The sequence below is a fragment of the Amycolatopsis sp. NPDC051372 genome (assembly GCF_040682095.1).
Classification (GTDB): domain Bacteria; phylum Actinomycetota; class Actinomycetes; order Mycobacteriales; family Pseudonocardiaceae; genus Amycolatopsis.
Genome location: NZ_JBFBAF010000019.1, coordinates 104,459 through 126,006 on the forward strand (window position 1 = coordinate 104,459; position 21,548 = coordinate 126,006).

At 69.9% G+C, this 21,548-nt stretch carries 19 protein-coding genes; 14 read left to right on the forward strand and 5 right to left on the reverse strand.

Translation table 11 applies throughout. From position 1 onward, the window contains the following. Positions 1 to 61: 61 nt before the first annotated feature. The 8 genes from AB0M56_RS27490 to AB0M56_RS27525 all read left to right on the forward strand — a co-directional run bounded on the left by AB0M56_RS27490 (position 62) and on the right by AB0M56_RS27525 (position 11,770). Positions 62 to 2,137 carry a fibronectin type III domain-containing protein gene (locus AB0M56_RS27490; protein ID WP_364180666.1) on the forward strand — a complete coding sequence of 692 codons (2,076 nt, stop codon included), beginning with the start codon at positions 62 to 64 and terminating at the stop codon, positions 2,135 to 2,137. 56 nt (positions 2,138 to 2,193) lie between these two features. Continuing rightward, entirely contained in the window at positions 2,194 to 3,162 is a 969-nt protein-coding gene (locus AB0M56_RS27495; protein WP_364180668.1) for a sugar ABC transporter permease, read from the forward strand. A 54-nt stretch (positions 3,163 to 3,216) separates the two neighbouring features. After that, positions 3,217 to 4,086, forward strand: coding sequence for a carbohydrate ABC transporter permease (locus tag AB0M56_RS27500; protein WP_255638692.1), 870 nt, complete (start codon positions 3,217 to 3,219; stop codon positions 4,084 to 4,086). Between the two features lie 10 nt (positions 4,087 to 4,096). Next, positions 4,097 to 6,466 (forward strand): glycoside hydrolase family 95 protein, encoded by a 2,370-nt coding sequence (locus AB0M56_RS27505; protein WP_364180670.1) that lies wholly within the window; start codon positions 4,097 to 4,099, stop codon positions 6,464 to 6,466. After that, entirely contained in the window at positions 6,466 to 7,437 is a 972-nt protein-coding gene (locus AB0M56_RS27510; RefSeq protein WP_364180672.1) for an alpha/beta fold hydrolase, read from the forward strand. Before AB0M56_RS27505 ends, AB0M56_RS27510 begins: the two co-directional genes overlap by 1 nt. Before the next feature lie 110 nt (positions 7,438 to 7,547). Further along, positions 7,548 to 8,909 (forward strand): sugar ABC transporter substrate-binding protein, encoded by a 1,362-nt coding sequence (locus AB0M56_RS27515; RefSeq protein ID WP_364180674.1) that lies wholly within the window; start codon positions 7,548 to 7,550, stop codon positions 8,907 to 8,909. Positions 8,910 to 8,936: 27 nt separating this feature from the next. Continuing rightward, on the forward strand, positions 8,937 to 11,096 hold the full coding sequence (locus tag AB0M56_RS27520; RefSeq protein ID WP_364180676.1) for an alpha-galactosidase: 2,160 nt from the start codon (positions 8,937 to 8,939) through the stop codon (positions 11,094 to 11,096). Next, complete coding sequence (locus AB0M56_RS27525; RefSeq protein ID WP_364180678.1) at positions 11,093 to 11,770, forward strand: GntR family transcriptional regulator; 678 nt, start codon at positions 11,093 to 11,095, stop codon at positions 11,768 to 11,770. The genes AB0M56_RS27520 and AB0M56_RS27525 overlap by 4 nt, the downstream gene beginning before the upstream one ends. Before the next feature lie 43 nt (positions 11,771 to 11,813). Here the strand turns inward: AB0M56_RS27525 and AB0M56_RS27530 are convergent, their stop codons facing one another. Both AB0M56_RS27530 and AB0M56_RS27535 read right to left on the reverse strand, forming a co-directional pair. Further along, positions 11,814 to 12,392, reverse strand: a complete 579-nt coding sequence (locus AB0M56_RS27530) for a snapalysin family zinc-dependent metalloprotease (RefSeq protein ID WP_364180680.1) — start codon at positions 12,390 to 12,392, stop codon at positions 11,814 to 11,816. 142 nt (positions 12,393 to 12,534) lie between these two features. Next, a complete protein-coding gene (locus tag AB0M56_RS27535) occupies positions 12,535 to 13,023 on the reverse strand; it encodes a helix-turn-helix domain-containing protein (RefSeq protein ID WP_364180682.1) in 489 nt (162 codons plus the stop codon). Positions 13,024 to 13,122: 99 nt separating this feature from the next. Here AB0M56_RS27535 and AB0M56_RS27540 point away from each other — a divergent pair, with 99 nt between their 5' ends. Beyond that, positions 13,123 to 13,827, forward strand: a complete 705-nt coding sequence (locus tag AB0M56_RS27540; protein WP_364180684.1) for an SDR family oxidoreductase — start codon at positions 13,123 to 13,125, stop codon at positions 13,825 to 13,827. Positions 13,828 to 14,494: 667 nt separating this feature from the next. Here AB0M56_RS27540 and AB0M56_RS27545 read toward each other — a convergent pair. The 3 genes from AB0M56_RS27545 to AB0M56_RS27555 are packed head-to-tail and all read right to left on the reverse strand — an operon-like array spanning position 14,495 to position 17,692. Further along, positions 14,495 to 16,702: a hypothetical protein gene (locus AB0M56_RS27545; protein ID WP_364180686.1), complete on the reverse strand. Its 2,208-nt coding sequence runs from the start codon at positions 16,700 to 16,702 to the stop codon at positions 14,495 to 14,497. Continuing rightward, a complete protein-coding gene (locus tag AB0M56_RS27550) occupies positions 16,699 to 17,016 on the reverse strand; it encodes a type VII secretion target (protein WP_364180688.1) in 318 nt (105 codons plus the stop codon). The genes AB0M56_RS27545 and AB0M56_RS27550 overlap by 4 nt, the downstream gene beginning before the upstream one ends. A 16-nt stretch (positions 17,017 to 17,032) precedes the next feature. Continuing rightward, positions 17,033 to 17,692: a YbaB/EbfC family nucleoid-associated protein gene (locus AB0M56_RS27555; protein ID WP_364180689.1), complete on the reverse strand. Its 660-nt coding sequence runs from the start codon at positions 17,690 to 17,692 to the stop codon at positions 17,033 to 17,035. 116 nt (positions 17,693 to 17,808) lie between these two features. Here AB0M56_RS27555 and AB0M56_RS27560 point away from each other — a divergent pair, with 116 nt between their 5' ends. The 5 genes from AB0M56_RS27560 to AB0M56_RS27580 all read left to right on the forward strand — a co-directional run bounded on the left by AB0M56_RS27560 (position 17,809) and on the right by AB0M56_RS27580 (position 21,522). Beyond that, positions 17,809 to 18,435 carry a TetR/AcrR family transcriptional regulator gene (locus tag AB0M56_RS27560; protein WP_364180691.1) on the forward strand — a complete coding sequence of 209 codons (627 nt, stop codon included), beginning with the start codon at positions 17,809 to 17,811 and terminating at the stop codon, positions 18,433 to 18,435. A gap of 154 nt (positions 18,436 to 18,589) precedes the next feature. Further along, on the forward strand, positions 18,590 to 19,828 hold the full coding sequence (locus AB0M56_RS27565) for a cytochrome P450 (protein WP_364180693.1): 1,239 nt from the start codon (positions 18,590 to 18,592) through the stop codon (positions 19,826 to 19,828). A gap of 24 nt (positions 19,829 to 19,852) precedes the next feature. After that, positions 19,853 to 20,047, forward strand: a complete 195-nt coding sequence (locus AB0M56_RS27570; RefSeq protein ID WP_364180695.1) for a ferredoxin — start codon at positions 19,853 to 19,855, stop codon at positions 20,045 to 20,047. A gap of 122 nt (positions 20,048 to 20,169) precedes the next feature. Next, a complete protein-coding gene (locus AB0M56_RS27575) occupies positions 20,170 to 20,691 on the forward strand; it encodes a hypothetical protein (RefSeq protein ID WP_364180697.1) in 522 nt (173 codons plus the stop codon). 45 nt (positions 20,692 to 20,736) lie between these two features. Beyond that, a complete protein-coding gene (locus AB0M56_RS27580; protein ID WP_364180698.1) occupies positions 20,737 to 21,522 on the forward strand; it encodes a TetR/AcrR family transcriptional regulator C-terminal domain-containing protein in 786 nt (261 codons plus the stop codon). Positions 21,523 to 21,548: the final 26 nt, after the last annotated feature.

A 21,548-nucleotide genomic window follows, 5' to 3' on the forward strand; every position in this document is an offset into this window, starting at 1 on the left:
CAGGAACGCCGGGCGGCGCGCGGGCCGTCCGGTGCCAAGGTCCGACCTCAAAGGAGTGGTCATGGTTGTCAGGCCAACATCGGGCGGAACCGGGAGACGGAAGTTCGCCGTACTCACCGGGATCGCCGCCTCGATGCTGACGCTTTCGGCGATCCAGATCCCCGCCACGGCCGCACCGGCGGCTCCCACCCAGAACAGCCCGGCCCAGAGCAGCACCAGCACCCAGATCGCCCAGAAGCCGTACATGGGCTGGAGCAGCTGGAGTCTCGAGTCCACGAACTACCCCGGCGTGAACCCGACCGGCGGCGGCAGCTGGCTCAACGAAGCGCACGTGCTGCAGCAAGCCGACATCCTGGCGGCGAAGTTCAAGCAGCACGGCTACGAGTACGTGAACATCGACGCCGGCTGGGTGGGCTCCTTCGACCAGTACGGCCGCCCGGTCGTCGACGCGAAGAAGTTCCCCGACGGCATGGCCTACGTCGCCGACTACGTGCACAAGAAGGGCCTCAAGCTCGGCTCCTACCTCGCGGTCGGCCTGGACCTCAAGGCCTACAACGACGGCAACTCGCCGATCTTCGGCACCACCGACTGCCACACGCGCGACCTCGTCTACCCCGACCTGCGCCAGACGAGCGGCTGGGACAACCAGTCGTACCAGATCAACTTCGCCAGCCCCTGCGCCCAGGCCTACATCCAGTCGGAGGCCGACGTGCTCGCCGGCTGGGGCGTCGACTTCCTCAAGCTCGACGGCGTCGGCCCGGGTTCGTTCAAGGGCGACGCGGCGCACGACAACACCCCGGACGTGAAGGCCTGGTCCGCCGCGCTGAAGAAGACCGGCCGGCCCATGCAGTTCGTGTTGTCGTGGTCGTTGTCGCACAACCAGATCGACACCTGGAAGGCCAACTCCAACGGCTGGCGCATCGACACCGACGTCGAGTGCTACTGCGACACCCTCGTCACCTGGAACAACTCGGTGAAGGGCCGCTGGAACGACGTCGTGCAGTACATCCCCGACGCCGGCCCGGGCCACTGGAACAACCTCGACTCCCTCGACGTCGGCAGCGGCAAGATGGACGGCATCACCGAGGCCGAGCGCCAGAGCTACATGACGCTGTGGGCCATCGAAGCCGCGCCGCTCTACCTCGGTGACGACCTCACGCAGCTCGACGACTACGGCACCAAGCTGCTCACCAACGACGAGGTCATCGCCGTGGACCAGGCCGGTGTGCCGGCCAAGCCCGTGAGCCAGCAGAGCGACCAGCAGGTCTGGTACGCCCGCAACGCCGACGGCAGCTACACGGTCGCGCTGTTCAACCTCGGCTCCGCCCCGACGTCGGTCACCGCGAACTTCGGCGACTTCGGCCTCACCGGCGCGGCCAAGGCCCATGACCTCTGGAGCCACCAGGAACTGGGTCTGTCCAACGGTTCCTTCACCGCGACCCTGCCCGTCCACGGCTCGAAGCTGCTGCGCCTGACCCCGGTCAACCCGGTGCAGGTCTCCGCCCCCGCCGTGGTCCACGGCACCGCCTCGACCCCGACCAGCGTCTCGCTGGCCTGGGACGCATCGGCGGGCAAGCTCGCCCCGGTGACCGGCTACGACGTGTTCGCCGGCGGCCACAAGGTCGCTTCCGCCACCGGCACCAGCACGACCTTCAACGGCCTCAAGCCCTCGACGTCGTACACCTTCACAGTGGTGGCCCACGATCGCCTCGGCCGCAGCTCCGCCGCGAGCACCGCGGTGTCCTACGTGACGCCCGCGGCTTCCGGCCCGGTCGTCTACGAGGCGGAGAACGGCAGCCCCGGCGGCGGCGCGACGGTGTACGACTGCGCCTGCTCCGGTGGCAAGAAGGTCGGCTACATCGGCGGCAGCGGTCTGCTGACCATGAACAACATCAAGGTCGCCGCCGAAGGCACGTACCTGGTGAAGCTCGGTTACGTCGACGGTGACACCAGCCGCTCGGCCGTGGTCACGGTCAACGGCAGCTCGTTCCGGCTGCCTGCGCCGGGCACGAACGACAACGACTGGAACACCGCGCGCACGATCACGGTGCCGATCTACCTGATGGCCGGCAACAACCAGGTCATCTTCGGCAACCCGAGCGACAGCGTGTTCGACGTGGACCAACTGACCGTCTGACAACCCCGTGAGTGGCGGCGAGAGCCGCCACTCACGGACACGAGTGAGGAGATGCCGTGGTGGTGACCACGCACAACAACAGCCTTCCCGTGCGAGGCGCCACTGCGGCGTCCCGTGTGGACAGACCCCGCAAACGACGGCCCGCCGGTGCGGCCGCGCACCGGCACGACGCCAAGATCGCGTGGCTGCTCGTGCTGCCGGCCATCCTCGGGTTCGGCGTGTTCTTCGCCTACCCGACCATCCGCGGCATCTACCTGAGCTTCACCGAGTTCCACGTGCTGTCCGCGCCGAAGTGGATCGGGCTCGACAACTTCACCGAGCTCATCGCCGACGGTGTGTTCTGGAAGTCGCTGCTCGTCACGATCTACTTCGTGGTGCTGTCGGTGGTCCTGGGCATGCTCGTGTCGCTGCTGACCGCCGTGATCCTGCACCGGCTCGCGGCGTCCACGACCGTGCGCGGCCTGATGATCCTGCCGTTCCTGATCTCCGGCGTGGTCACGGCGCTCACCTGGTCGCTGATGCTCGACCCGAGCCTCGGCATCCTCAACGTGCTGCTCACCAAGATCTTCGGCCAGCCCGTGCTGTTCCTCGGCTCCGGCGGCTGGGCCGTGCCGACGCTGGCGGCGATCAACGTGTGGAAGTCCATGGGCTACAACGCGGTGCTGATCTTCGCGGGCTTGCAGACGATCCCGGCCACGATCTACGAGGCCGGCCGCATCGACGGCGCGAGCGAGGTGCAGATGTTCCGCCGCCTCACGATCCCGCTGCTGCGCCCGATCCTCGTGATGGTCGTGATCCTCACGGTGATCAGCTCGTTCCAGATCTTCGACATCGTGGCCGTGACCACGCAGGGCGGGCCGGAGAACGCGTCCAACGTGCTGCAGATGTACATCTACAACAAGGCGTTCCGCCAGTTCGACTTCGGCTACGCGGCCACGATGTCGCTGGCGTTGTTCGTCCTCCTGATAGCCATCACGTTCACGCAGCTGCGCATGGCGCGCGCCAACGAATCCGACACGAACTAGGGCAGGGACATGGTTACGCTGACTCGACCGGCACCCGCCCGCACACGCAAGCCCGTGTCCGCAGGCCGGATCCTCGCCTGGGCCTACGTCGTGGTGATCCTGCTGATCACGATCTTCCCGTTCTACTGGATGCTGCGCACCGCGCTGTCCAACAACTACTCACTCTCCACCGACCCGTCGTCGTTCTTCCCGGTCGACTTCACCTTCGGCGCGTTCAAGCGTGCCCTCGGGCTCGCGTCGCCGGCCGAAGCCGCGGCGCAGGGCGGTTCCGGCGCGTCGCTCGGCCTGACGCTGGCGCTGCGCAACTCGATCATCTACGCGGCCTTGCTCACCGTGTGCACGGTGTTCTTCTCCGCCATCGCGGCCTACGCGTTCGCGCGGCTGCACTGGCGCGGGCGCAACACCGTGTTCTCCATCCTGCTCACGGCGCTGATGGTGCCGCAGGTGCTCACGCTGCTGCCGAACTTCGTGCTGGTGAAGGACCTCGGCCTGCTCAACACGTTCGCCGGCCTGGTGCTGCCCAACGCGTTCTTCTCGGCGTTCAACATCTTCTTCCTGCGCCAGTTCATGCTCGGGCTCTCCACGGAGATCGAGGAAGCCGCGATCATCGACGGCGCCGGACCCTTGCGCGTGTGCTTCCGGATCGTGCTCCCGATGTGCTCGGCACCGATCGCGACGCTCGCATTGCTGACCTTCATCAACACCTGGAACGACTACTTCTGGCCGCTGCTCGTTTCCTCCGACACGTCCACGAGCCCGCTGACGCTGGCGCTGGCGGTGTTCAAGCAGTCGTCGCCGCAGGAGGCGCTCGACTGGTCGGGCCTGATGGCCGCGACCATCATCGCCGCGCTGCCGATGCTGCTCGTGTTCATGGTGTTCGGCAGGCGGATCGTGAACTCCATCGGGTTCACCGGGCTCAAGTGAGAGAACTGCCGTGACGAACGAAGATCTGTGCCTCGGCTGGGCTGCGCCCGCCCTCGAGTGGACCGAGGCGAGCCCCGTGGGCAACGGCCGGCTCGGTGCGATGGTGTTCGGTGGCGGCGGCCGCAGCCGCGTGCAGCTCAACGACGCGACGGTCTGGTCCGGCACGCCAGCGGGCCCGGTCGACGCGCTGGCGGACGTCGTCGCCGCCGGCGCCGGACCACAGCGGCTGGCGGAAATCCGCGAGGCGGTGCGTGCGCGGGACTACCGGCGGGCCGAAGCGTTGCTGATGTCGTTCGAAGGGCCGTACAGCCAGGAGTTCCTGCCGTGGGGAGACGTCTGGGTGACGCTGCCGGACGGCGAGAGCCACGGCCGTCAGCTCAATCTGGCCAACGGCGTGGTCACTGAACGGTTGTCGCTCGGCGAGGCCACTGTGGACCGTGCCGTATGGGCGAGCCGGCCTGCCGGTGCGCTGGTGGTGTCGCTGACGGCGTCGGCGCCGATCGACCTTCTTGTCGAGCTGAGCACGCCGCTGCGTGGGGTGACGCGGCTCGTCGAGGACAGCGGGATCACGCTCGGGATCGAGCTGCCGGTGGACGGCGCGCCCAAGCATGAACCGGAGGTCGCCGAACCGCTGCGTTACGCCGACCGGGCGCGGCCGGGCTATGACCCATTCGGAGCGCTCGCTCTGCGGCTCGACACCGACGGCTCCGTGTCCACGGTGGACGGACGGCTGGCGATCGCCGGTGCCACCCGGGTGCTGCTCACCGTGTCCAGCTCCACCAACGCCGCCGACGTCTGGACGGGCACGGCGCCGCGTTCGCGCGAACGTCACCAGGCCGTCGCCGCCGGAACCGCCGCGACCGCGTTGGCCGAAGGCGCCGACGAGCTGCTGCGCGCGCACGAAGCCGACCTCCGGCCGTTGCTCGCCGCGGCGACACTTCAGCTCGGGCACCACCGTGCCGGCACCTACGACGTGGCCGCCGACATCTTGTCCGGAAAGGACGAACAGCTCACCGCCACGGTGATGTTCGCCTACGGCCGCTACCTGCTGGCCACGTCGTCCCGGCCAGGCGCGCCACCTGCGAACCTGCAGGGCATCTGGAACGAAGAGCTGCGCCCGGCGTGGTCGTCGAACTACACGGTGAACATCAACACCGAGATGAACTACTGGGCCGCAGAGACGACCGGGCTCGGCGAATGCCACACGCCGCTGTTCGACCTGCTGGGCAAGCTCGCCGTGACCGGCGCCGACGTCGCGCGTGAGCTCTACGGCACCCGCGGCTGGGTCACCCACCACAACACCGACCCGTGGGGCTGGGCGCTGCCGGTGGGCATGGGACACGGCAACCCGTCGTGGGCGATCTGGCAGATGGGCGGCGCCTGGCTCGTCCAGCACGCCTGGGACCACTACGACTTCACTCGCGACACCGCGTTCCTGCGCGACACGGCGTGGCCGCTGCTCAAGGGCTGCGCCGAGTTCTGCCTCGACTGGCTCACCGAAGGCCCGGACGGCTTCCTCGACACGATCCCGTCGACGTCGCCCGAGAACTTGTTCGTTTCCGAGGCCGGCGAGCCCGAGTCGCTGACCTGGTCCGTCGCGATGGACACGGCACTGATCCGCGCGGTCTTCTCCCGCACGCTCGCGGCGGCCGAAGCGCTCGGCATCGAGCACCCGGTGACGCCCGAGATCACTGCCGCCCTGCCGCGCCTGCGTCCGCTGCGCGTGACAGACGGCGGCTGGCTCGCGGAGTGGGCCGAGGACTTGGACGAGCAGGACCCCCAGCACCGGCACATGTCGCAGATGATCGCCGTCTACCCGCTCGGCCAGATCACCGCCGGCACGAAGCTCGGCGCGGCCGCGACCGCGTTGATGGACCGCCGCGGACCGGGCGCGATGGGCTGGTCGTGGGCGTGGAAGATCGCGCTGCGCGCCCGCCTCGGCGACGGCGACACCGCGCGTTCGCTCCTTTCCGAGGCGACCCAGCCGTTCACCGGCGACCGCCACCGCGACGCGCCCGTGGACGGCTCCGAGTGGGGCGGGCTGCTGCCCAACCTGTTCAGCACGCACCCGCCGTTCCAGATCGACGGCAACTACGGCTTCCCGGCCGGCCTGGCGGAGCTCGTGGTGCAGAGCCACGCCGGCGCGATCGACCTGCTGCCCGCGTTGCCCTCGGCCTGGCCGGACGGTACGGCGCACGGGCTACGGGCTCGGGGCGGGCTCGCGGTCGACGTCAGCTGGCAGGCCGGGAAGGTCGTGTCGGCGAGTGTGACGCGGCTGTCCGGCGAGGCCGGCGACGAGGTCGTGGTCCGGTGGCCCGGTGGCGGCACGACGCTCAAGATCGCCGTCGGCGAGGTGTCCGAATTGGACGGTGAGTTCTGATGTTGACCGACCTGCCGCTGGCGCAGCTGCGTACCTACACCAGCGAGTACCAAGCTCCGGAAGACTTCGACGACTTCTGGCGGGAAACCCTCGCGGAAGCGGCGAAGTTCGAGCTCGACGTGACCGTGACACCGGTCGAGACCGCGCTGCGGACGCTCGACGTGTTCGAGGTGACCTACGCTGGCTTCGACGGCCACCCCATCAACGCCTGGCTGCGTGTGCCTCGGAACCAGTCCGGTCCGTTGCCCGCCGTCGTGCAGTTCCACGGTTACGGCAGCGGCCGCGGCAGCGCGCTCGAAGAGCTGGTCTGGGCTTCGGCGGGTTATGCGCAGCTGCAGGTCGACGTCCGCGGCCAAGGCGGCGCTCACGCGGGTGGCACGACCGGCGACCCGGTGGGCAGCGGCCCGTCGTTCCCCGGGTTCCTGACCCGCGGAATCGAAAGCCGTGAAACGTACTACTACCGCCGCGTGTTCACCGACGCGGCCCGCGCGGTGGAGGCCGCGCGGGCGCTCGACGTCGTCGACCCGGACCGGGTCGCGGTCGCGGGCAACAGCCAGGGTGGCGGGATCGCGCTGGCCGCGGCGGCACTCGTGCCCGACGTCGCGGCGCTCTACGCGCAGGCGCCGTTCCTGTGTGACCTCCGGCGCGCCTCGCTGATCGCGGGCAAGCCGCCATACACCGAGCTTGCCGGTTACCTGGCCGCACAACGGCACGAGGTCGAGCGGACGTTCGAGGTGCTGTCCTATTTCGACGGTGTCGGCTTCGCGAGCCGTGCCATCGCCCCGGCACACTTCTCGATCGGGCTGATGGACGACATCGTTCCTCCGTCGACGGTTTTCGGCGCCTACAACGCTTATCGCGGCCGGAAACACCTCGACGTGTGGGAGTACAACGGGCACGAAGCCGGCGGGGGACAGGACCTCGAGAACGTGCTCGCCACGTTCGCGCCGCTGCTCAACCCGGGCACCTGAAACTCACCTTTTCAAATCCGCATTTTTGAAATTCACAGTTTCAAATCCCTAGTTTTCGAATCCACAGTGGAGTGGAGAAGCGTCCGAGTGGCGCGGAAGCGAGGAATCCCATGAAGATCCGCACTTGGGCCGCCACCGGGCTGGCGGCGGTGCTCGGAGCAGTGCTGGCCGGCTGCGGCGGTGGCTCGGCCGACGCCGGCGGCAACACCGTGAACTGGTGGACCTGGGACGACCACCAGGCCGCCGCCTACCAGGTGTGCGCCGACGCCTTCCAGAAGGCCAACCCCGGCACCACGGTGAAGATCTCCCAGTACACCGTGGCCGACTACTTCACCAAGCTCACCGCCGGGTTCGTCGCGGGCACCGCGCCCGACGCGTTCCAGGACAGCGTGCAGTACCTGCAGGCCTACGCGAGCCAGCACCAGCTGCTGCCGCTCGACGACTACATCAAGAAGGACAACTTCGACCTCAAGAAGTTCTCCGTGGGCGTCAACTCGTGGAAGTTCACCGACGGCAAGCAGTACGGCCTGCCGCTCGACTGGGCGTCGGCCGGTCTCTACTACAACACCGATTCGCTCACCAAGGCCGGCTACACCGCCGCCGACGTGCAGAACCTCAGCTGGAACCCCGACGACGGCGGCACGTTCGACAAGATGGTGGCGCACCTGACTGTCGACAAGAAGGGCGTGCGCGGTGACCAGCCGGGCTTCGACAAGAACAACGTCGCCACCTACGGCATGGGCCAGCTCGCGGCGAAGGACTTCATCGGCCAGGTGACCTTCAGCGCGTTCGCCTCGACGCTGGGCTGGCGCCTCGGTGACAAGCCGGAATGGCCGACGAAGTTCAATTACAGCGACCCGCGGTTCGTCAAGACCGTGAACTACATCCGCACGCTCACCGACCGCGGCCTCGCGCCGAAGATCGGCACGTTCACCACCGGAGGCGGCCAGTCCACCGTCAGCGACGCCGACCTCATCGGCTCTGGCAAGGTCGCCATGGAGCTCTCGGGTTCCTGGTCCGCGCCGAGCTTCGCGAAGCTGCCCAGTGTGAAGATCGGGATCGCGGCGCCGCCCACCGGGCCCGACGGCAAGACCCGCGCGCTGACGTCGAACTCCAACGGGAACACGATCTGGGCCGGCACGAAGAACCCCGACCTGACCTGGAAGTGGGTCTCCTACATGGGTTCGCAGGACTGCCAGACCGCGGCGTCGAAGACGGGCACGTTCTTCCCGTCGATCCCGGCCTCGATGGACGCGACCACCGCGGCCATGAAGCCGCAGGGTGTGGACCTGTCGGTGTTCACCGCGATGCTGAAGAACGGCTCGCTCTACCCGGCCGAGGTCTACGCCAACGGCGCCGCCGTGCAGGCCGCGGAGGAGCCGCTGCTCGAGTCGTTCTACTCGCACAACCGCAACGACGACGTGTTCCCCGACATGGAGAAGCAGAGCGTTTCGCTGCTCGCCAAGAAGTAGGAACGCCCGGGAGTCAGGAGTGAGGACATGTCCAGCCCTACGGTGGTCGGCCTGCGGGCCGCCGGTACGAGTTTCGCAGTGGAACTCGGCCGGCCGGTGCCGCGCGTGCTGCACTGGGGCGCCGACCTCGGCGAGCTGTCCGAAGTCGACACCACGGCGCTGCGGCTGACCGCCGGCGGCGCGGTGCTCAACAACGCGCCCGACGTGCCGCGGGCGTTTTCCGTGTGGCCCACGGAAGCGGAAACGTGGTCCGGCACCCCCGCGGTGTCGGGCCACACCGCCGGCCGCGGCGCGGTGCCGCGGCCGGTGCTGCGGGGCTTCTCCCAGGACGACGGTGCGTTGACGCTGGAGCTCACCGACGCGTCGTCCGGGCTGGACGTGGAGCTGATCTACCGGCTGACCCCTTCGGGGGTACTGGAGGTCGCGACCAAGGTGACCCGCCACGCGGACGCGGGCGCCGAACCGTACGACCTCGCCGGGGTGGTGGCCGTGCTGCCGCTGCCCCGGCGGGCCGCGGAGGTGCTCGACTTCACGGGCAAATGGTGCCGGGAACGCAGCCCGCAACGGCTGCCGCTGGCGTACGGGGGCCACGTGCGCGAGGTGCGCCGCGGCAAGCCGGGCGCGGACTCGCCGTACCTGTTGACGGTCGGCGAGCCCGGGTTTTCCTTCGCCTCAGGGGAAGTCTGGGGTATGCACGTGGCGTGGAGCGGCGACCAGAAGTGGTTCGCCGAGCAGCTGCCCGAAGGCGCCGGCGTGCACGCGAGCGTGCTCGGCGGCGGAGAGCTGCTGCGGCCCGGTGAGGTCCGGCTCGCGGCGGGGGAGTCGTACGTGGCCCCCGTGGTGTGTTTCGCCTGGTCGGACGAAGGTCTCGACGGGCTTGCCACGCGGTTCCACGCGTATCACCGCGCACGGGCCACGCACACGGGCAAACCGCGGCCGCTGACGTTGAACACGTGGGAAGCCGTGTACTTCGAGCACGATCTCGACCGCCTGCTGGAGCTCACGGAGCTGGCCGCGAAGGTCGGCGTGGAGCGGCTCGTGCTCGACGACGGCTGGTTCCGCGGCCGGCGCGACGACACCGCGGGCCTCGGCGACTGGACCGTCGATCGCGCCGTGTGGCCGCAGGGCCTCACGCCGCTGGTGGAACGCGTGCACGCGCTGGGGATGGAGTTCGGGCTGTGGGTCGAGCCGGAGATGGTGAACCTCGACTCCGACACGGCCCGGGAGCACCCTTCGTGGCTTCTCGGGCCTGCTGACCTGGGCGCGTCCTCGCGCAACCAGTACTCCCTGAACATCGCGCACCCCGAGGCCTACCAGTACTTATTGGACTCGCTCGACGCACTGGTGGGCGAGTACGGCGTCGACTACCTCAAGTGGGACCACAACCGCGAGCTGCACGAGGCGTACGACCGAGTCACGGGCCGCGCCGGCTCGCGCGCTCAGACGCTCGCGCTGTACCGGCTGCTCGACGAGCTGCGTCTCCGCCATCCGACGTTGGAGATCGAGAGCTGCGCGAGCGGCGGCGGCCGCGTCGACCTGGGGATCCTGGGCCGCACCGACCGCGTGTGGGCGTCGGACTGCATCGACCCGCTCGAACGGCAGGCGATCCAGCGCTGGACCGCGCAGCTGATCCCGCCGGAGGTGATCGGCTCGCACGTCGGCGCCGAGCGCAGCCACACCACCGCGCGCATGACGGACCTGTCGTTCCGGCTGGTCACGGCGTTGTTCGGCCACGCGGGGATCGAGGCCGACCTCACGCGCAGCACGCCGGAGGAGCTGGCGGCGTTCACGGCGTGGGCGCAGCTGTACAAGGAGTTCCGGCCGCTGCTGCACGGCGGGCGCGTGGTCCGGGCCGACCTGCCGGACGCCGACGCGTACCTGCACGGCGTGGTTTCGCAGACCCGTGCGCTGTTCTGCTGGGCCCGCTTGGCGACGGGCCCGGCGGGACAGCCCGGACGCGTGCGGCTGCCAGGGCTGGACCCGTCGCGGTTGTATCGCGTCCGCGTGCGGACCGAAGCCGGGCTGCCTTCGTTGCGCGAGGTGGCGGCGCCGGAGTGGTTCACGCGGGCTGTCGACGGGCCGCTGGAACTTCCGGGTGCCGTGCTCGCGGCGGCGGGCCTGCCGATGCCGGTGCTCGACCCGGCGCAGGCGCTGCTGGTCGACCTGTCCACTGTGGACCAATCATGAAGCCGGGCGCGGAGCGCAGGCTCGTCGCGCTGCCGGCCCGGCAGGTGCTCGCCGACGGCGTCTACGAGCAGCTTCGCGCCCTCATCATGAACGACGGCATCGCGCCCGGCGCCCGCGTGAACATCGACGAGATCGCGCGGGAACTGGGGGTCTCGGGCACGCCGGTGCGGGAAGCGCTGGCGCGCTTGGAATCCGAGGAGCTGGTGAGCCGCCTGCCGTTGCGCGGCTACCGCGTGACCGAGCTGCTGAGCAGGCGCGAGGTCGACGACATGTACTCGCTGCGGATGCTGCTGGAGCCGCCGAGCGCCGGGCTGGCCGCGAAGGCGATGTCGGACGGTCATTCGGCGGCGTTGCGCGCGGAGCTGGCGACGTGCCCCGCCGCGCCCGCGCACGACGCGTACAGCGACTACAAGGCGTTGACCGCGCACGACGCGCGCTTGCACGAGCTGGTGCTGCGCATCGCGGGCAACGCGGCGGTGGAGCAGGCGTTCGCCCGCACGCACTGCCACCTGCACTTCTTCCGGCTCAACTACAACCAGCCGTTCGGCGAGCAGACGATCTCGGAGCACCGCGACATCGTCGAGGCGCTCGTGTCGGGCAGCGCGGCGGCGGCGCGCAAGGCGATGGCCGCGCACCTGGAAGTGGCGCGCGACCGGCTGTTGTCCCGCATGTGAAGGGCTCCCCTCAACGGTCGGGGGAGCCCTTCACAGGTTCGGGTCAGTGGGTGAGGACGGGCAGCGTCTCGTAGATGCGCTCCTGCGGTCCGCCGGCGCCCAGCGTGCGGAAACCGTTGGCCCACAGGGAGTTCACGCGGGAGCGTTCCTGCGCGTTGGGGTTGGCGTTGGTGCAGGACGGGCCGGGGCCGCCGCCGGACATCAGCTCGGAGCACGGGCCGGAGTAGTGGTCGGGCAGGCCGAGCACGTGGCCGGTCTCGTGGGCGGCGATGCGGGTGTTGTCGTACTCGCGGGCTTGGGTGTAGTCGATGAAGACGGTGCCGGTGCCGTGGCCGTCGCTCTGGGCGTAGGAGCCGCGCGGGTCGTTGCCCTCGGTGTAGCGCAGCGAGGCGCCGGAGGAGCGTTCGACCAGCTTGACGTTGGTGACCGAGCGGTTCCAGTTGGCCGCGCCGGCGTTGATCGCCGCGCGGAACGTCGGCGCGCCGGAGGTGCTGTAGTACACCGTGGTGACGGCCGCGGCCTGGTCGGTGGCGGCCGTGGCGGCGGTGGCCGTGCCCGTGACAAGCGGGGCGGCGGCGACGGCCAGCGCGATCGCGCCGGACAGCAAGAACTTCCTCGACATCGGAAAGCTCCTCGGGTGGGTGAGGGGAGTTTTGCCTGATTTGCGCGCGCTGCGCCGAATTTAGGCAATTCAGCCCTGCTTGTGACCCGACTTTCGTACTGTCCGGAAAATGGTGATTTACCAACACCATCTACGGGTTGACTCAGGCGATCGGTTCGGCCAGCGGTACCTGCTCGTGTGAGTCCTTCTCGAGCCGGCGCAGTTCCGTGCGGTTGAGGTCGCCGCCGCAGTGGTCGCACTTCTCGCCGGGGCGTGTGGGCTCACCGCACGGGGTGTGGATCAGCAGCATCGGCTCGCTGGGCGTGGGCGAATGGGTGTAGGTGTCACCCCAGGCGCCCAGCGCGTGGATCACCGGCAGCGTGTCGGCGCCGGCCTGGGTGAGGCGGTACTCGTCGCGGGTGCGGCCGCCGTCGCGGTAGGGGACGCGGGTCATCAGGCCGGTCTCGACCATTCGCGCGAGCCGTGCGGACAGCACATTGTCCGCGATGCCGAGGCGGCTGCGGAACTCGTCGAAGCGCGTGGTGCCCGCGTGGGCGTCGCGAAGGATCACCAGCGTCCACGGCTCGCCGAGCACGTCGGCGCCGCGAGCGATGGGGCAGGACGTGCCTTCCCAGCTTGAACGTCGGCCCATGTTTCCTCCCGCGCTGGCTTGCCTGAAGCAAGTTTAGCCCGTAGTGTCGGCGATGGCTAGCTTGCAGGTGACAAGTCAGATGTGATGGGAGTGTTTTTGATGGAGATCAAGGGTTCTGTCGCGCTGGTGACGGGCGCGAACCGCGGGCTGGGCCGGGAGTTGGCCGCCGCTCTGCTGGAGCGCGGGGCGGCGAAGGTCTACGCCGCGGTGCGCCGTCCGGAATCGGTCGACCTGCCGGGTGTCGTGCCGATTGCGGTCGACGTCACAGACCCGGCTTCGATCCGCGCGGCCGCCGAAGCGGCCGGCGATGTGACGCTGCTGATCAACAACGCCGGCGTCTCCACGGGGGCGTCGTTCCTTTCCGGTTCGCTGGAAGACGTCCGGCTGGAGATGGAGACGCACTACTTCGGCCCACTGGAAACGGCGCGCGCCTTCGCTCCCACGCTGGCCCGCAACGGCGGCGGCGCGATCCTCAACATCCTCTCGGTGCTGTCGTGGTTCACCGCACCCCAAGTCAACGCGTACTCCGCGGGCAAAGCGGCGGGCCTGCAGCTGACCAACGGCCTGCGCCTGGCCCTGCGCGACCAGGGCACGCTGGTGACGGCCCTGCACGTCGGCTATATGGACACGGACATGGCCTCGGACATCACAGGCCCCAAGTCCGACCCGGCGTCGATCGCCGCGTTGGCCCTGGACGGCCTCGAAAAGGGCGACTTCGAGATCGTCGCGGACGACGTCAGCCGCGCCGTGCGCGCGAGCCTGTCGGGCGACATCGCGGGGCAGTACCCGCAGCTGGTTTCCTGACTTACGGCTCGTTTCGGCGGGCATCCGCTGCTGGTTCAGGGCGGGTTTTCGGTGGCTTTTGCCGGCTTGCGCGGGAACCGGGCGATGGCCCTGTCGGGACGGGTGTTTGCGGCTGCGGCCGGATTTCGGGTGGCTCGGCCAAGGATGGCAAGCAGCCGGCTTCCCTGTCGGGCCTGGGGGTTCGTCTTGCCGTCGACTGTCCGCGCTGGTCCGGGGCCGGGTTTTTGGTGGCTCGCTGGTGGGTTCCTGGCCGGTTGCCCAGGCGGCGGTCTCCGGCAGCCGGGGCGCTTCTTGGCTGCCTTGTGGTCTGCGGAGGAGTGAGGCGGGGCGCTCCGAGCCGGCTCGGTTGTTTCGGTTCGCTGGTTGTCTGCCGGTGGCCTCGCCGAAGCCGGTCCGTTGCCGCGTTTTCGGTGGGCCGCTGGTGTGGCCCAGTCGGTCGCGTCGGTGGCGGTTTCTCCGGTTGGTCGCTCCAATGGCGGTTCGTGGCGGGCGGGGGCGCTTCTTGGCGGCTCGGTGGTCTGTCGAGGGCGAGTGACCCTTTAGGCGAACCGCCGGGCAGCCCGGGACAGATGGCTCGCGGGAGCCCGGTTTTCGTTGGTGTGCGGGCAAAGCACCGCGCCCCCGGCGGCCTTGTGGGCTGGCAGGGGCGCGGTGTCTTTGTGGCGGGCTAGTGGCCGCCGTCTGCTGGGGGCTCGTCGCCGCCGCCGGTGTTGGCGTTGGCGTTGGCGTTGGCCCAGCCGGTTTCGGCTGTTTTCTGGATGTCGAGCATCTGCTTCATGATCTCCTGGCCGCCCTTGACCGGCCACGCCCACATTTCCTTGGCGCTGTCGGAGTCGGCGACCCATTGCTTGAGGATCGAGAAGGCTTGCGGGTGGTTCGCCTTCAGCTGGTTCTCGAGGTACTTGTACTTGGCGAAGGCGTCCGGCTGGTGCTGCTTCAGCCAGTCCTCGTGCGCCTTCGTCCACGGGGTCTTCGGCGGCTGGTTGGCCGGGGGCGCGGCGGCGTCGTCGCCGTGGTGACTGGCGGGCGGGGTGCCGTCGTCACCGTGGTGGCTGCTGCCAGGCGGCGTCCCGTCGTCGCCATGGTGGCTGCCTTGGGTTCCGCCGTGGCTGCTGTCCGAGGCTGCGTCGTCGCCGGAGTGGGTGCCGGGCGGGGGCACGTCGTCCTTGGGCGGGACGGGCGGCGGCGCGTCGTCGCCCGCGGGGCTGCTCGGCGGAGGTGTCGCGGCGTCGTCGCCGGAGTGGGTGCCGGGCGGGGGCACGTCGTCCTTGGGCGGCACCGGCGGCGGGACGTCGTCACCGGCGTGCGAAGCCGGCGGAGGTGCTGCGGCGTCGTCGCCCGAATGGGTTGCCGGTGGCGGGACGTCGTCCTTGGGCGGGACGGGCGGTGGGACGTCGTCGCCCGCGTGGCCGGCGGGTGGCGGAGTGGCCGCGTCGTCGGCGTGGGTTGCCGGCGGCGGGACGTCGTCCTTCGGTGGGACCGGAGGTGGGACGTCGTCGCCGGCGTGGGAAGCCGGGGGAGGCGTGGCGGCGTCGTCGCCGGCGTGGGTGCCGCTGCCGGAGCCGCTGCCCGAGCCGGATCCACTGCCGGAACCACTGCCGCCGGCGGGCGGGGGCACGTCGTCCTTCGGCGGAACCGGAGTGGGGACGTCGTCACCGGCGTGCGAGGCCGGGGCTGGGGTCGCAGCGTCGTCGCCGCTATGGGTCGGGGGAGGCGTGGCGGCGTCGTCGCCGGGGTGGGAGCCGCTGCCCGAGCCGCTGCCAGAACCACTACCCGAGCCCGAACCCGAACCGCTGCCGCTACCCGAGCCCGAGCCCGACCCAGAACCCGAACCGCTGCCGCCACCCGAGCCCGAGCCCGATCCAGAACCCGAACCCGAACCCGAACCACCCGTAGGCGGAGGCACATCGTCCTTCGGCGGCACCGGCGGCGGAGTAGCCGCATCATCACCACTGTGCGCACCGGAAGACCCAGCGCCACCACCGGCGCCGCCGCCCGAGCCGCCGCGGCCGGGGACCGGGCCCAGCGGGATGTCGTCGCCAGCGTGGGCCCCGCTGCCGGCGGCGCCGCTCGCGCCCGGGCGGGTTTTGAGGCCCTTGACGATGTTGCCGATGCGCGCGGCCGAGCGGGTGGCCTGCGCGACGACCGCGGCGAGCTTCGCGCCGAGCGAGGTGGCGGTGAGCGTCGCCTGGGTGACGCACCAGCCGACGCCCGCGACGATGGACGCGCCGAACGTCGGGATGGCCGCGGCCAAAGCGATCAGCATCGTGGAGATCATGTCGCCCAGCACCGTGGTGATGAGGTCGCGGAACAGACCTCGCACGGCCGCGATGATGGCCATGTTCGTCTGGATCAGGTACGCCACGATGTCGGTGCCGTGGGCCTTGCTGTCCAGGTCGGCGGCGAGCTCCTGCATGCGCTGCCGGAACGTGTCGCCGGCGTTGCCCTGCCACTCCTTGATGTCACCGTCCAAAGAGGACTTCTGGTCCTCGCCGATCTGCCGGATGGTCTCGGCGATCGTGTGCACTTCCTGGCTCAGCAGCTGGATCTGGTCCGGGTCGCCCATCAGCATGTCGAGCGGCTCGCGCAGGAAGCTCACGTGCTCGATCAGCCAGCCGAGCCCGGCCGAGATCAGGCTGCCCAGCGGGTTGAGCGCGAACTTCACCGTGTCCACGGCCGAAGCCACCACGCCGAGCCCGATCGAGACGCCCAGGGCCGCCTTGTCGGAGTCGTCGGCGGTCTTCATGTCCTCGCAGCTCTTGATGAGGAACGAGTACGAGTCGAGGAAACCCGCGCCGGAGAACTTGTTGGAGTCGGTGATCACCACCCCGGCACCGAAGTCGGGCTTGGCGTTCGGGTCGAACGTCGTGGTCACGTCGGGGTCCCCGCTGTCGTGATCGTCTGCGCGTGGTTGGTTTCCGTGGTGCGGTACTGGTCCGCGGCAGTGCGCGTGTTGTTGGCCTGGTCCGTCATCGCCTTCGCGGCGCCGTTGACCTGGTCGTGCAGCACACCGAGCGCGATGCGCGTCGGGATCCCCAGCACCTGGCCGACGACCACGCCGAACGCGTTGATGTCGCCGCCGTTGACCTCTTGGATGCGGTTGGCCGCGGCCGTCACCTTGCCGCCGCGGTCGTCCAGACCACTCGCGTACGTCGTCAGCACGTCGGGTTCGACGGTGTACCCGTCCATCAGCGCATCTCCCTCGTCACCACGGCTGCATCTCGTCGTCGTCGCCGTCCATGCGGCGGCGGTGCGGGCCCGACTGCGGCCTCGGCTGCTGGTCCGGCCGCGGCTGCGGCGGCGCGGGCGGCCCCGGCTGCGGAGCCGGCGGAACGGGGGGAGCGGGCGGCATCCGCGGCGGCAGGGGCGGAACCTGAGGCAGCTGCGGCGGCATTCCCGGCTGTGCGGGCGGCAGGCCACCGGCGGGCGGCATCCGCGGCGGCGCGGGCGGCGGCGGGGTGCGGTCCTCGGCCTCGGGTTCACCGGGCTGGCGCGGCGCGTTCTGCGGCTCGTCTTCCTCGGGCTCCGGTTCGGGCAGGAAGGACCGGACCACGTCCATCATCTCGGTGCCGCCGGCCAGTGGCTCGAGCGCGTCGGCGACCTCGCGCGACACCTGTCGCTGGGCCTTGCTGTAGGTCTCCATGATGGTGGCGGTGAGCTGGGCCCCGCCGGACGAACGCAGCGCCCGGTCGTCGATGTGCAGGTTCTTCAGCGCGCCGTTGGGGGTGACGGTGACCGTGATCAGTCCGTCCGACGAGCGGGCCTTGCCTTCGGCCTCGGTGAGTTTCTCTTGCAACGCCACGCTTTTCGCGCGCATGTCGTCCACGCGCCGCTGGAAGTCGTCCAGCCACTCCTGCTCGTCCACCGGGAAAAAAATATCGATCTGTCCCACCTGTCGGGGTGAACCGCAGATGACGGGTCAACGACGAAACGAGGCGGCCCATCCGACGCTCGGGCAGGTCAAGCGGTAAGAATGGGCACGTGCCGGAAGAAGTCGAGGTCAGCGCCGGGCGCACCCGGAACAGGTGGGGCGAGGGCGACCGGCTGCGCGGGGAGATCCTCGACGCGGCCAGCCGGCTGCTGTCCGAGCTCGGCGGTGAGGACGGCCTGACGATCCGCGGCGTCGCCCGCGCGGTCGGCATCGCGCCGGCGAGCATCTACCAGCACTTCACGGACCGCTCCGCCCTCGTCGCGGGCTTACTCGACCACGAGTTCGCGCGGCTGCGCGCCGCGATGGAGGCGGCCGAGGCGAGCGAGGACCCGGCGGACGTCGTCGGCCGCGTGCGTGCGCTGATCCACGCGTACTGCCGCTTCGCCATGGACAACCCGGGCCACCACCGGCTGATGATGGCCAACGGCGCCACGCGCGCGACGCCCGACGCGTACCCGAAGGGACCGTTGCCCGACCTCATCGAACTGCTCACGACCGGCTTCGCGCGGTGCGACGCGGCGGGATTCTCGCTCAGAGTGCCCGCCGAGCGGGCCGGCGTGATCGCGTTCGTCGGAGCCCATGGCCGCGTCGCGCTGTTCCACAACTCGCCCGTGCGGGGCGGCGCCGACTCCGTCCTGCCGTTCGTCGACGAGCTCGTTTCGCTCGTTTTCGCCTGAGCCACGGGCGTTTTCTCCCGTTTCCACCCGACCGCTCTCGGCCGTCCCGGTGATCTTGTCCGCGAAGGTGGCCAACTCTCCACCAGATTGCCTAACATGTGTTCAGTAAGTATCCGAACATTCGTTTGGTAACTCTCCGTAGGAGGGATTGTCGATGACGGAGGTCCTCTCGTCCTCGTCGCAAGGCGTGTCCGACGCCCGTGAGCCCGAGTACCCGATGTCGCGCGGGCGCTGCCCGTTCGACCCGCCACCCGAGCTCGAGCGGCGGCTGCACGACGAGCCGGTGTCCCGCGTGCGGATCTGGGACGGCAGCGAGCCCTGGCTGTTCACGCGCTACGAAGACGTCCGCGCGCTGCTCCGTGACTCGCGCGTCAGCGCCGACACCGACCTGCCGGGGTACCCGCCGCAGTCGCCGGGCGTCGCGGCCCGGCGCAAGCGCGCCAAGGCGTTCATCAGCATGGACGACCCCGAGCATGCTTCCCAGCGTCGGATGCTGACCGCCGACTTCGTGGTCAAGAAGATGGAGCGCCTGCGCCCGCGCATCCAGAAGATCGTCGACGAGCTGATCGACGACATGCTGGCCGGCCCGAAGCCCGCGGACCTCGTGCAGGCCTTCGCGCTTCCCCTGCCGTCGCTGGTGATCTGCGAGCTGCTCGGCGTGCCGTACGGGGACCGCGCGCTGTTCCACCGCCTCAGCAAGGTGCTGATCTCGCAGGAGGCCACGCCGCAGCAGTCGCTGGACGCGGTCGAGGAACTGCTGGCCTACCTGAGCCGGCTGGTGGAGCAGAAGCTGACGGACCCGGGCGACGACGTGCTGAGCCGTCTCGCGACCGAGCAGGTGGCCACCGGCGCGATGACGGCGGACGACGTCGCGGCCATGGGCCAGCTCCTGCTCGTGGCCGGCCACGAGACCACGGCCAACATGATCGCGCTCGGCACCGTGGCGCTGCTGGAGCACCCGGAGCAGCTCGACCTCGTCTGCGAAGGCGACCCGCCGCTGATCGCCAACGCTGTGGAGGAGCTGCTGCGCTACCTCACGATCGTCCACACGGGACGTCGGCGCGTCGCGTTGGAGGACATGGAGGTCGCGGGCCGGCAGATCCGCAAGGGCGAGGGCCTCATCGCCGCTTCCGACGCCGCCAACCGCGACGCCGAGGCGTTCCCCGACCCGGACAAGCTCGACGTGACGCGCAAGGCCCGCCACCACGTGGCTTTCGGCTACGGCGTGCACCAGTGTCTCGGGCAGCCGCTCGCGCGCGTCGAGCTGCAGGTGGTCTACAGCACGCTCTACCGGCGGATCCCGACGCTGAAGCTGGCGGCGCCGTTGGCGGAGCTGGACTTCAAGAACGACATGCTGGTCTACGGCGTGCACTCGCTGCCCGTGACCTGGTGAACCTCCCGCGAAAGGACTGTTGAGATGAAGGTGGTCATCGACCAGGATCGGTGCGTCGGGGCGGGCCAGTGCGTGCTCGCGGCGCCGGAGGTGTTCGACCAGCGCGAGGACGACGGCATCGTCGTACTGCTGGACGAGAACCCGCCCGAACAGCTGCACGACCAGGTCCGCGAGGCGGCGCAGATCTGTCCCGCGTTGGCGATCGAGCTGGCGGGGTAGTTGTCCATTGTGGAACCGGTCGGGCGCCACACGGTGGTGTGACGCCCGACCGGGGAATGTCGTGGTCGGCGCGGTGCTGGCTAGGGTGACTCGTCCTGGTTGCCGGGGAAGGGAAACCCGCCGTGTCGCTCCGCCGTCTCGTGTCCGTGCTGATCGCCGCGCCGGCCCTGCTCGCGGCGGGCGCCGTGCCCGCCGCGGCGTCCATCGCGCCGATCCCGCCGTCGCCGCTGCGGTGCGCCGCGGTCGGTGACGTCGCGGCCACGCTGGACTCCCGCGTCGAGGCCATCGTCGCCGAGATGGGCTCCAACCCGAACGCCACGGCGAACCCGGTGGCCACGGCGTTCAACGACGCCACCGCCGACCTGCCCGCCGCGCCGGCCACGGGCTGCGCCACCGACTCGGCCGCGGCTGACACCGTCGTGCACTCGGTCTTCACCTACGTGCGCGCCGTGAACCGCTTCTCGCCCACTTTGACGCCGACGATCAGCCTTGTCGTGGACCCGAGCGTGAGCAACTTCGTGTACGCCGTGCAGACCGCGTCTCCGGGCACCTACACCGACACGTCGCGCGCCATCACGCCGGAAATGCGCGGTGAACTGCTGCAGGGCAAGTACGTGCTGACGGTCACCGCGCTCGGCTTCTGACCCGGGCTTTATGCTGTAAGGAGTCGCCGTCGCAGGGGGTTCCTCGTGGTCGTCTTCGCCGGGCAAGGGGACGCCCGCCGCTCGATGGAGCTCCTGTGGCGCAAGGACGTCGCGCCCCGCGGCGGCGGGCCGGGGCCCAAGCCCGCGCTGAGCGTGGACGCCATCGTCGCGGCGGCCGTGGAAATCGCCGACGCCTCGGGAATGGGCGCGCTGTCCATGCGGGCGGTGGGCGAGCGCCTGGGCCGGACGGCGATGGCGCTGTACACGTACGTGCCGGGCAAGACCGAGCTCATCGACCTCATGTACGACCAGACGCTGACCGAGCTGCGCGACGACCACGACCTGTCCGGCGGCTGGCGCCCCGCGGTGGTCGCTCTGGCGCGCGAGCTCTGGGACTTCCACCTGCGGCACCCGTGGGTGCTGCAGGTGTCCTACGCCTGGCCGGTGCTGGGGCCGGGGGAGTTCCGGATGCAGCAGCTGGTGCTGCGGGTCCTCTTCGCGACCGGTCTGCCAGCCGCGCGGGTGCGGTGGATCGTGGGCGCCTTGCTGAACACGGTCCGCGGTTCGGTGCAGATCGCCGCCGAATCACGCCAGGCCTCCCGCGAGACGGGACTGTCCGAAGAGGACTGGTGGTCCTCGCGGGCGGCGGTGCTGGGGGAGCTGGTGCCGGATTTGGTTTCGCGGTATCCGTTGGTGGGCCGATTGGGCTCGGGGCAGCCTCCGGCCGCGTCGGACGAGCCTTACCTCGAGCGTGAGGCCCGGCTCAGCCTCGAGTCGGGCCTGGACCTCCTCCTGGACGGTATCGAGGCGGCTATCGCTCGGGAGAGCTGATTCACGGCGTTCGGGCTTCGATCAGG

Bases quoted from the DNA above. Each gene is read 5' to 3' on its own strand.
- AB0M56_RS27490 (WP_364180666.1), top strand. From the start codon at position 62: ATGGTTGTCAGGCCAACATCGGGCGGAACCGGGAGACGGAAGTTCGCC.
- AB0M56_RS27510 (WP_364180672.1), top strand. From the start codon at position 6,466: ATGTTGACCGACCTGCCGCTGGCGCAGCTGCGTACCTACACCAGCGAG.
- AB0M56_RS27515 (WP_364180674.1), top strand. From the start codon at position 7,548: ATGAAGATCCGCACTTGGGCCGCCACCGGGCTGGCGGCGGTGCTCGGA.
- AB0M56_RS27520 (WP_364180676.1), top strand. From the start codon at position 8,937: ATGTCCAGCCCTACGGTGGTCGGCCTGCGGGCCGCCGGTACGAGTTTC.
- AB0M56_RS27525 (WP_364180678.1), top strand. From the start codon at position 11,093: ATGAAGCCGGGCGCGGAGCGCAGGCTCGTCGCGCTGCCGGCCCGGCAG.
- AB0M56_RS27530 (WP_364180680.1), bottom strand. From the start codon at position 12,392: ATGTCGAGGAAGTTCTTGCTGTCCGGCGCGATCGCGCTGGCCGTCGCC.
- AB0M56_RS27535 (WP_364180682.1), bottom strand. From the start codon at position 13,023: ATGGGCCGACGTTCAAGCTGGGAAGGCACGTCCTGCCCCATCGCTCGC.
- AB0M56_RS27540 (WP_364180684.1), top strand. From the start codon at position 13,123: ATGGAGATCAAGGGTTCTGTCGCGCTGGTGACGGGCGCGAACCGCGGG.
- AB0M56_RS27550 (WP_364180688.1), bottom strand. From the start codon at position 17,016: ATGGACGGGTACACCGTCGAACCCGACGTGCTGACGACGTACGCGAGT.
- AB0M56_RS27565 (WP_364180693.1), top strand. From the start codon at position 18,590: ATGACGGAGGTCCTCTCGTCCTCGTCGCAAGGCGTGTCCGACGCCCGT.
- AB0M56_RS27570 (WP_364180695.1), top strand. From the start codon at position 19,853: ATGAAGGTGGTCATCGACCAGGATCGGTGCGTCGGGGCGGGCCAGTGC.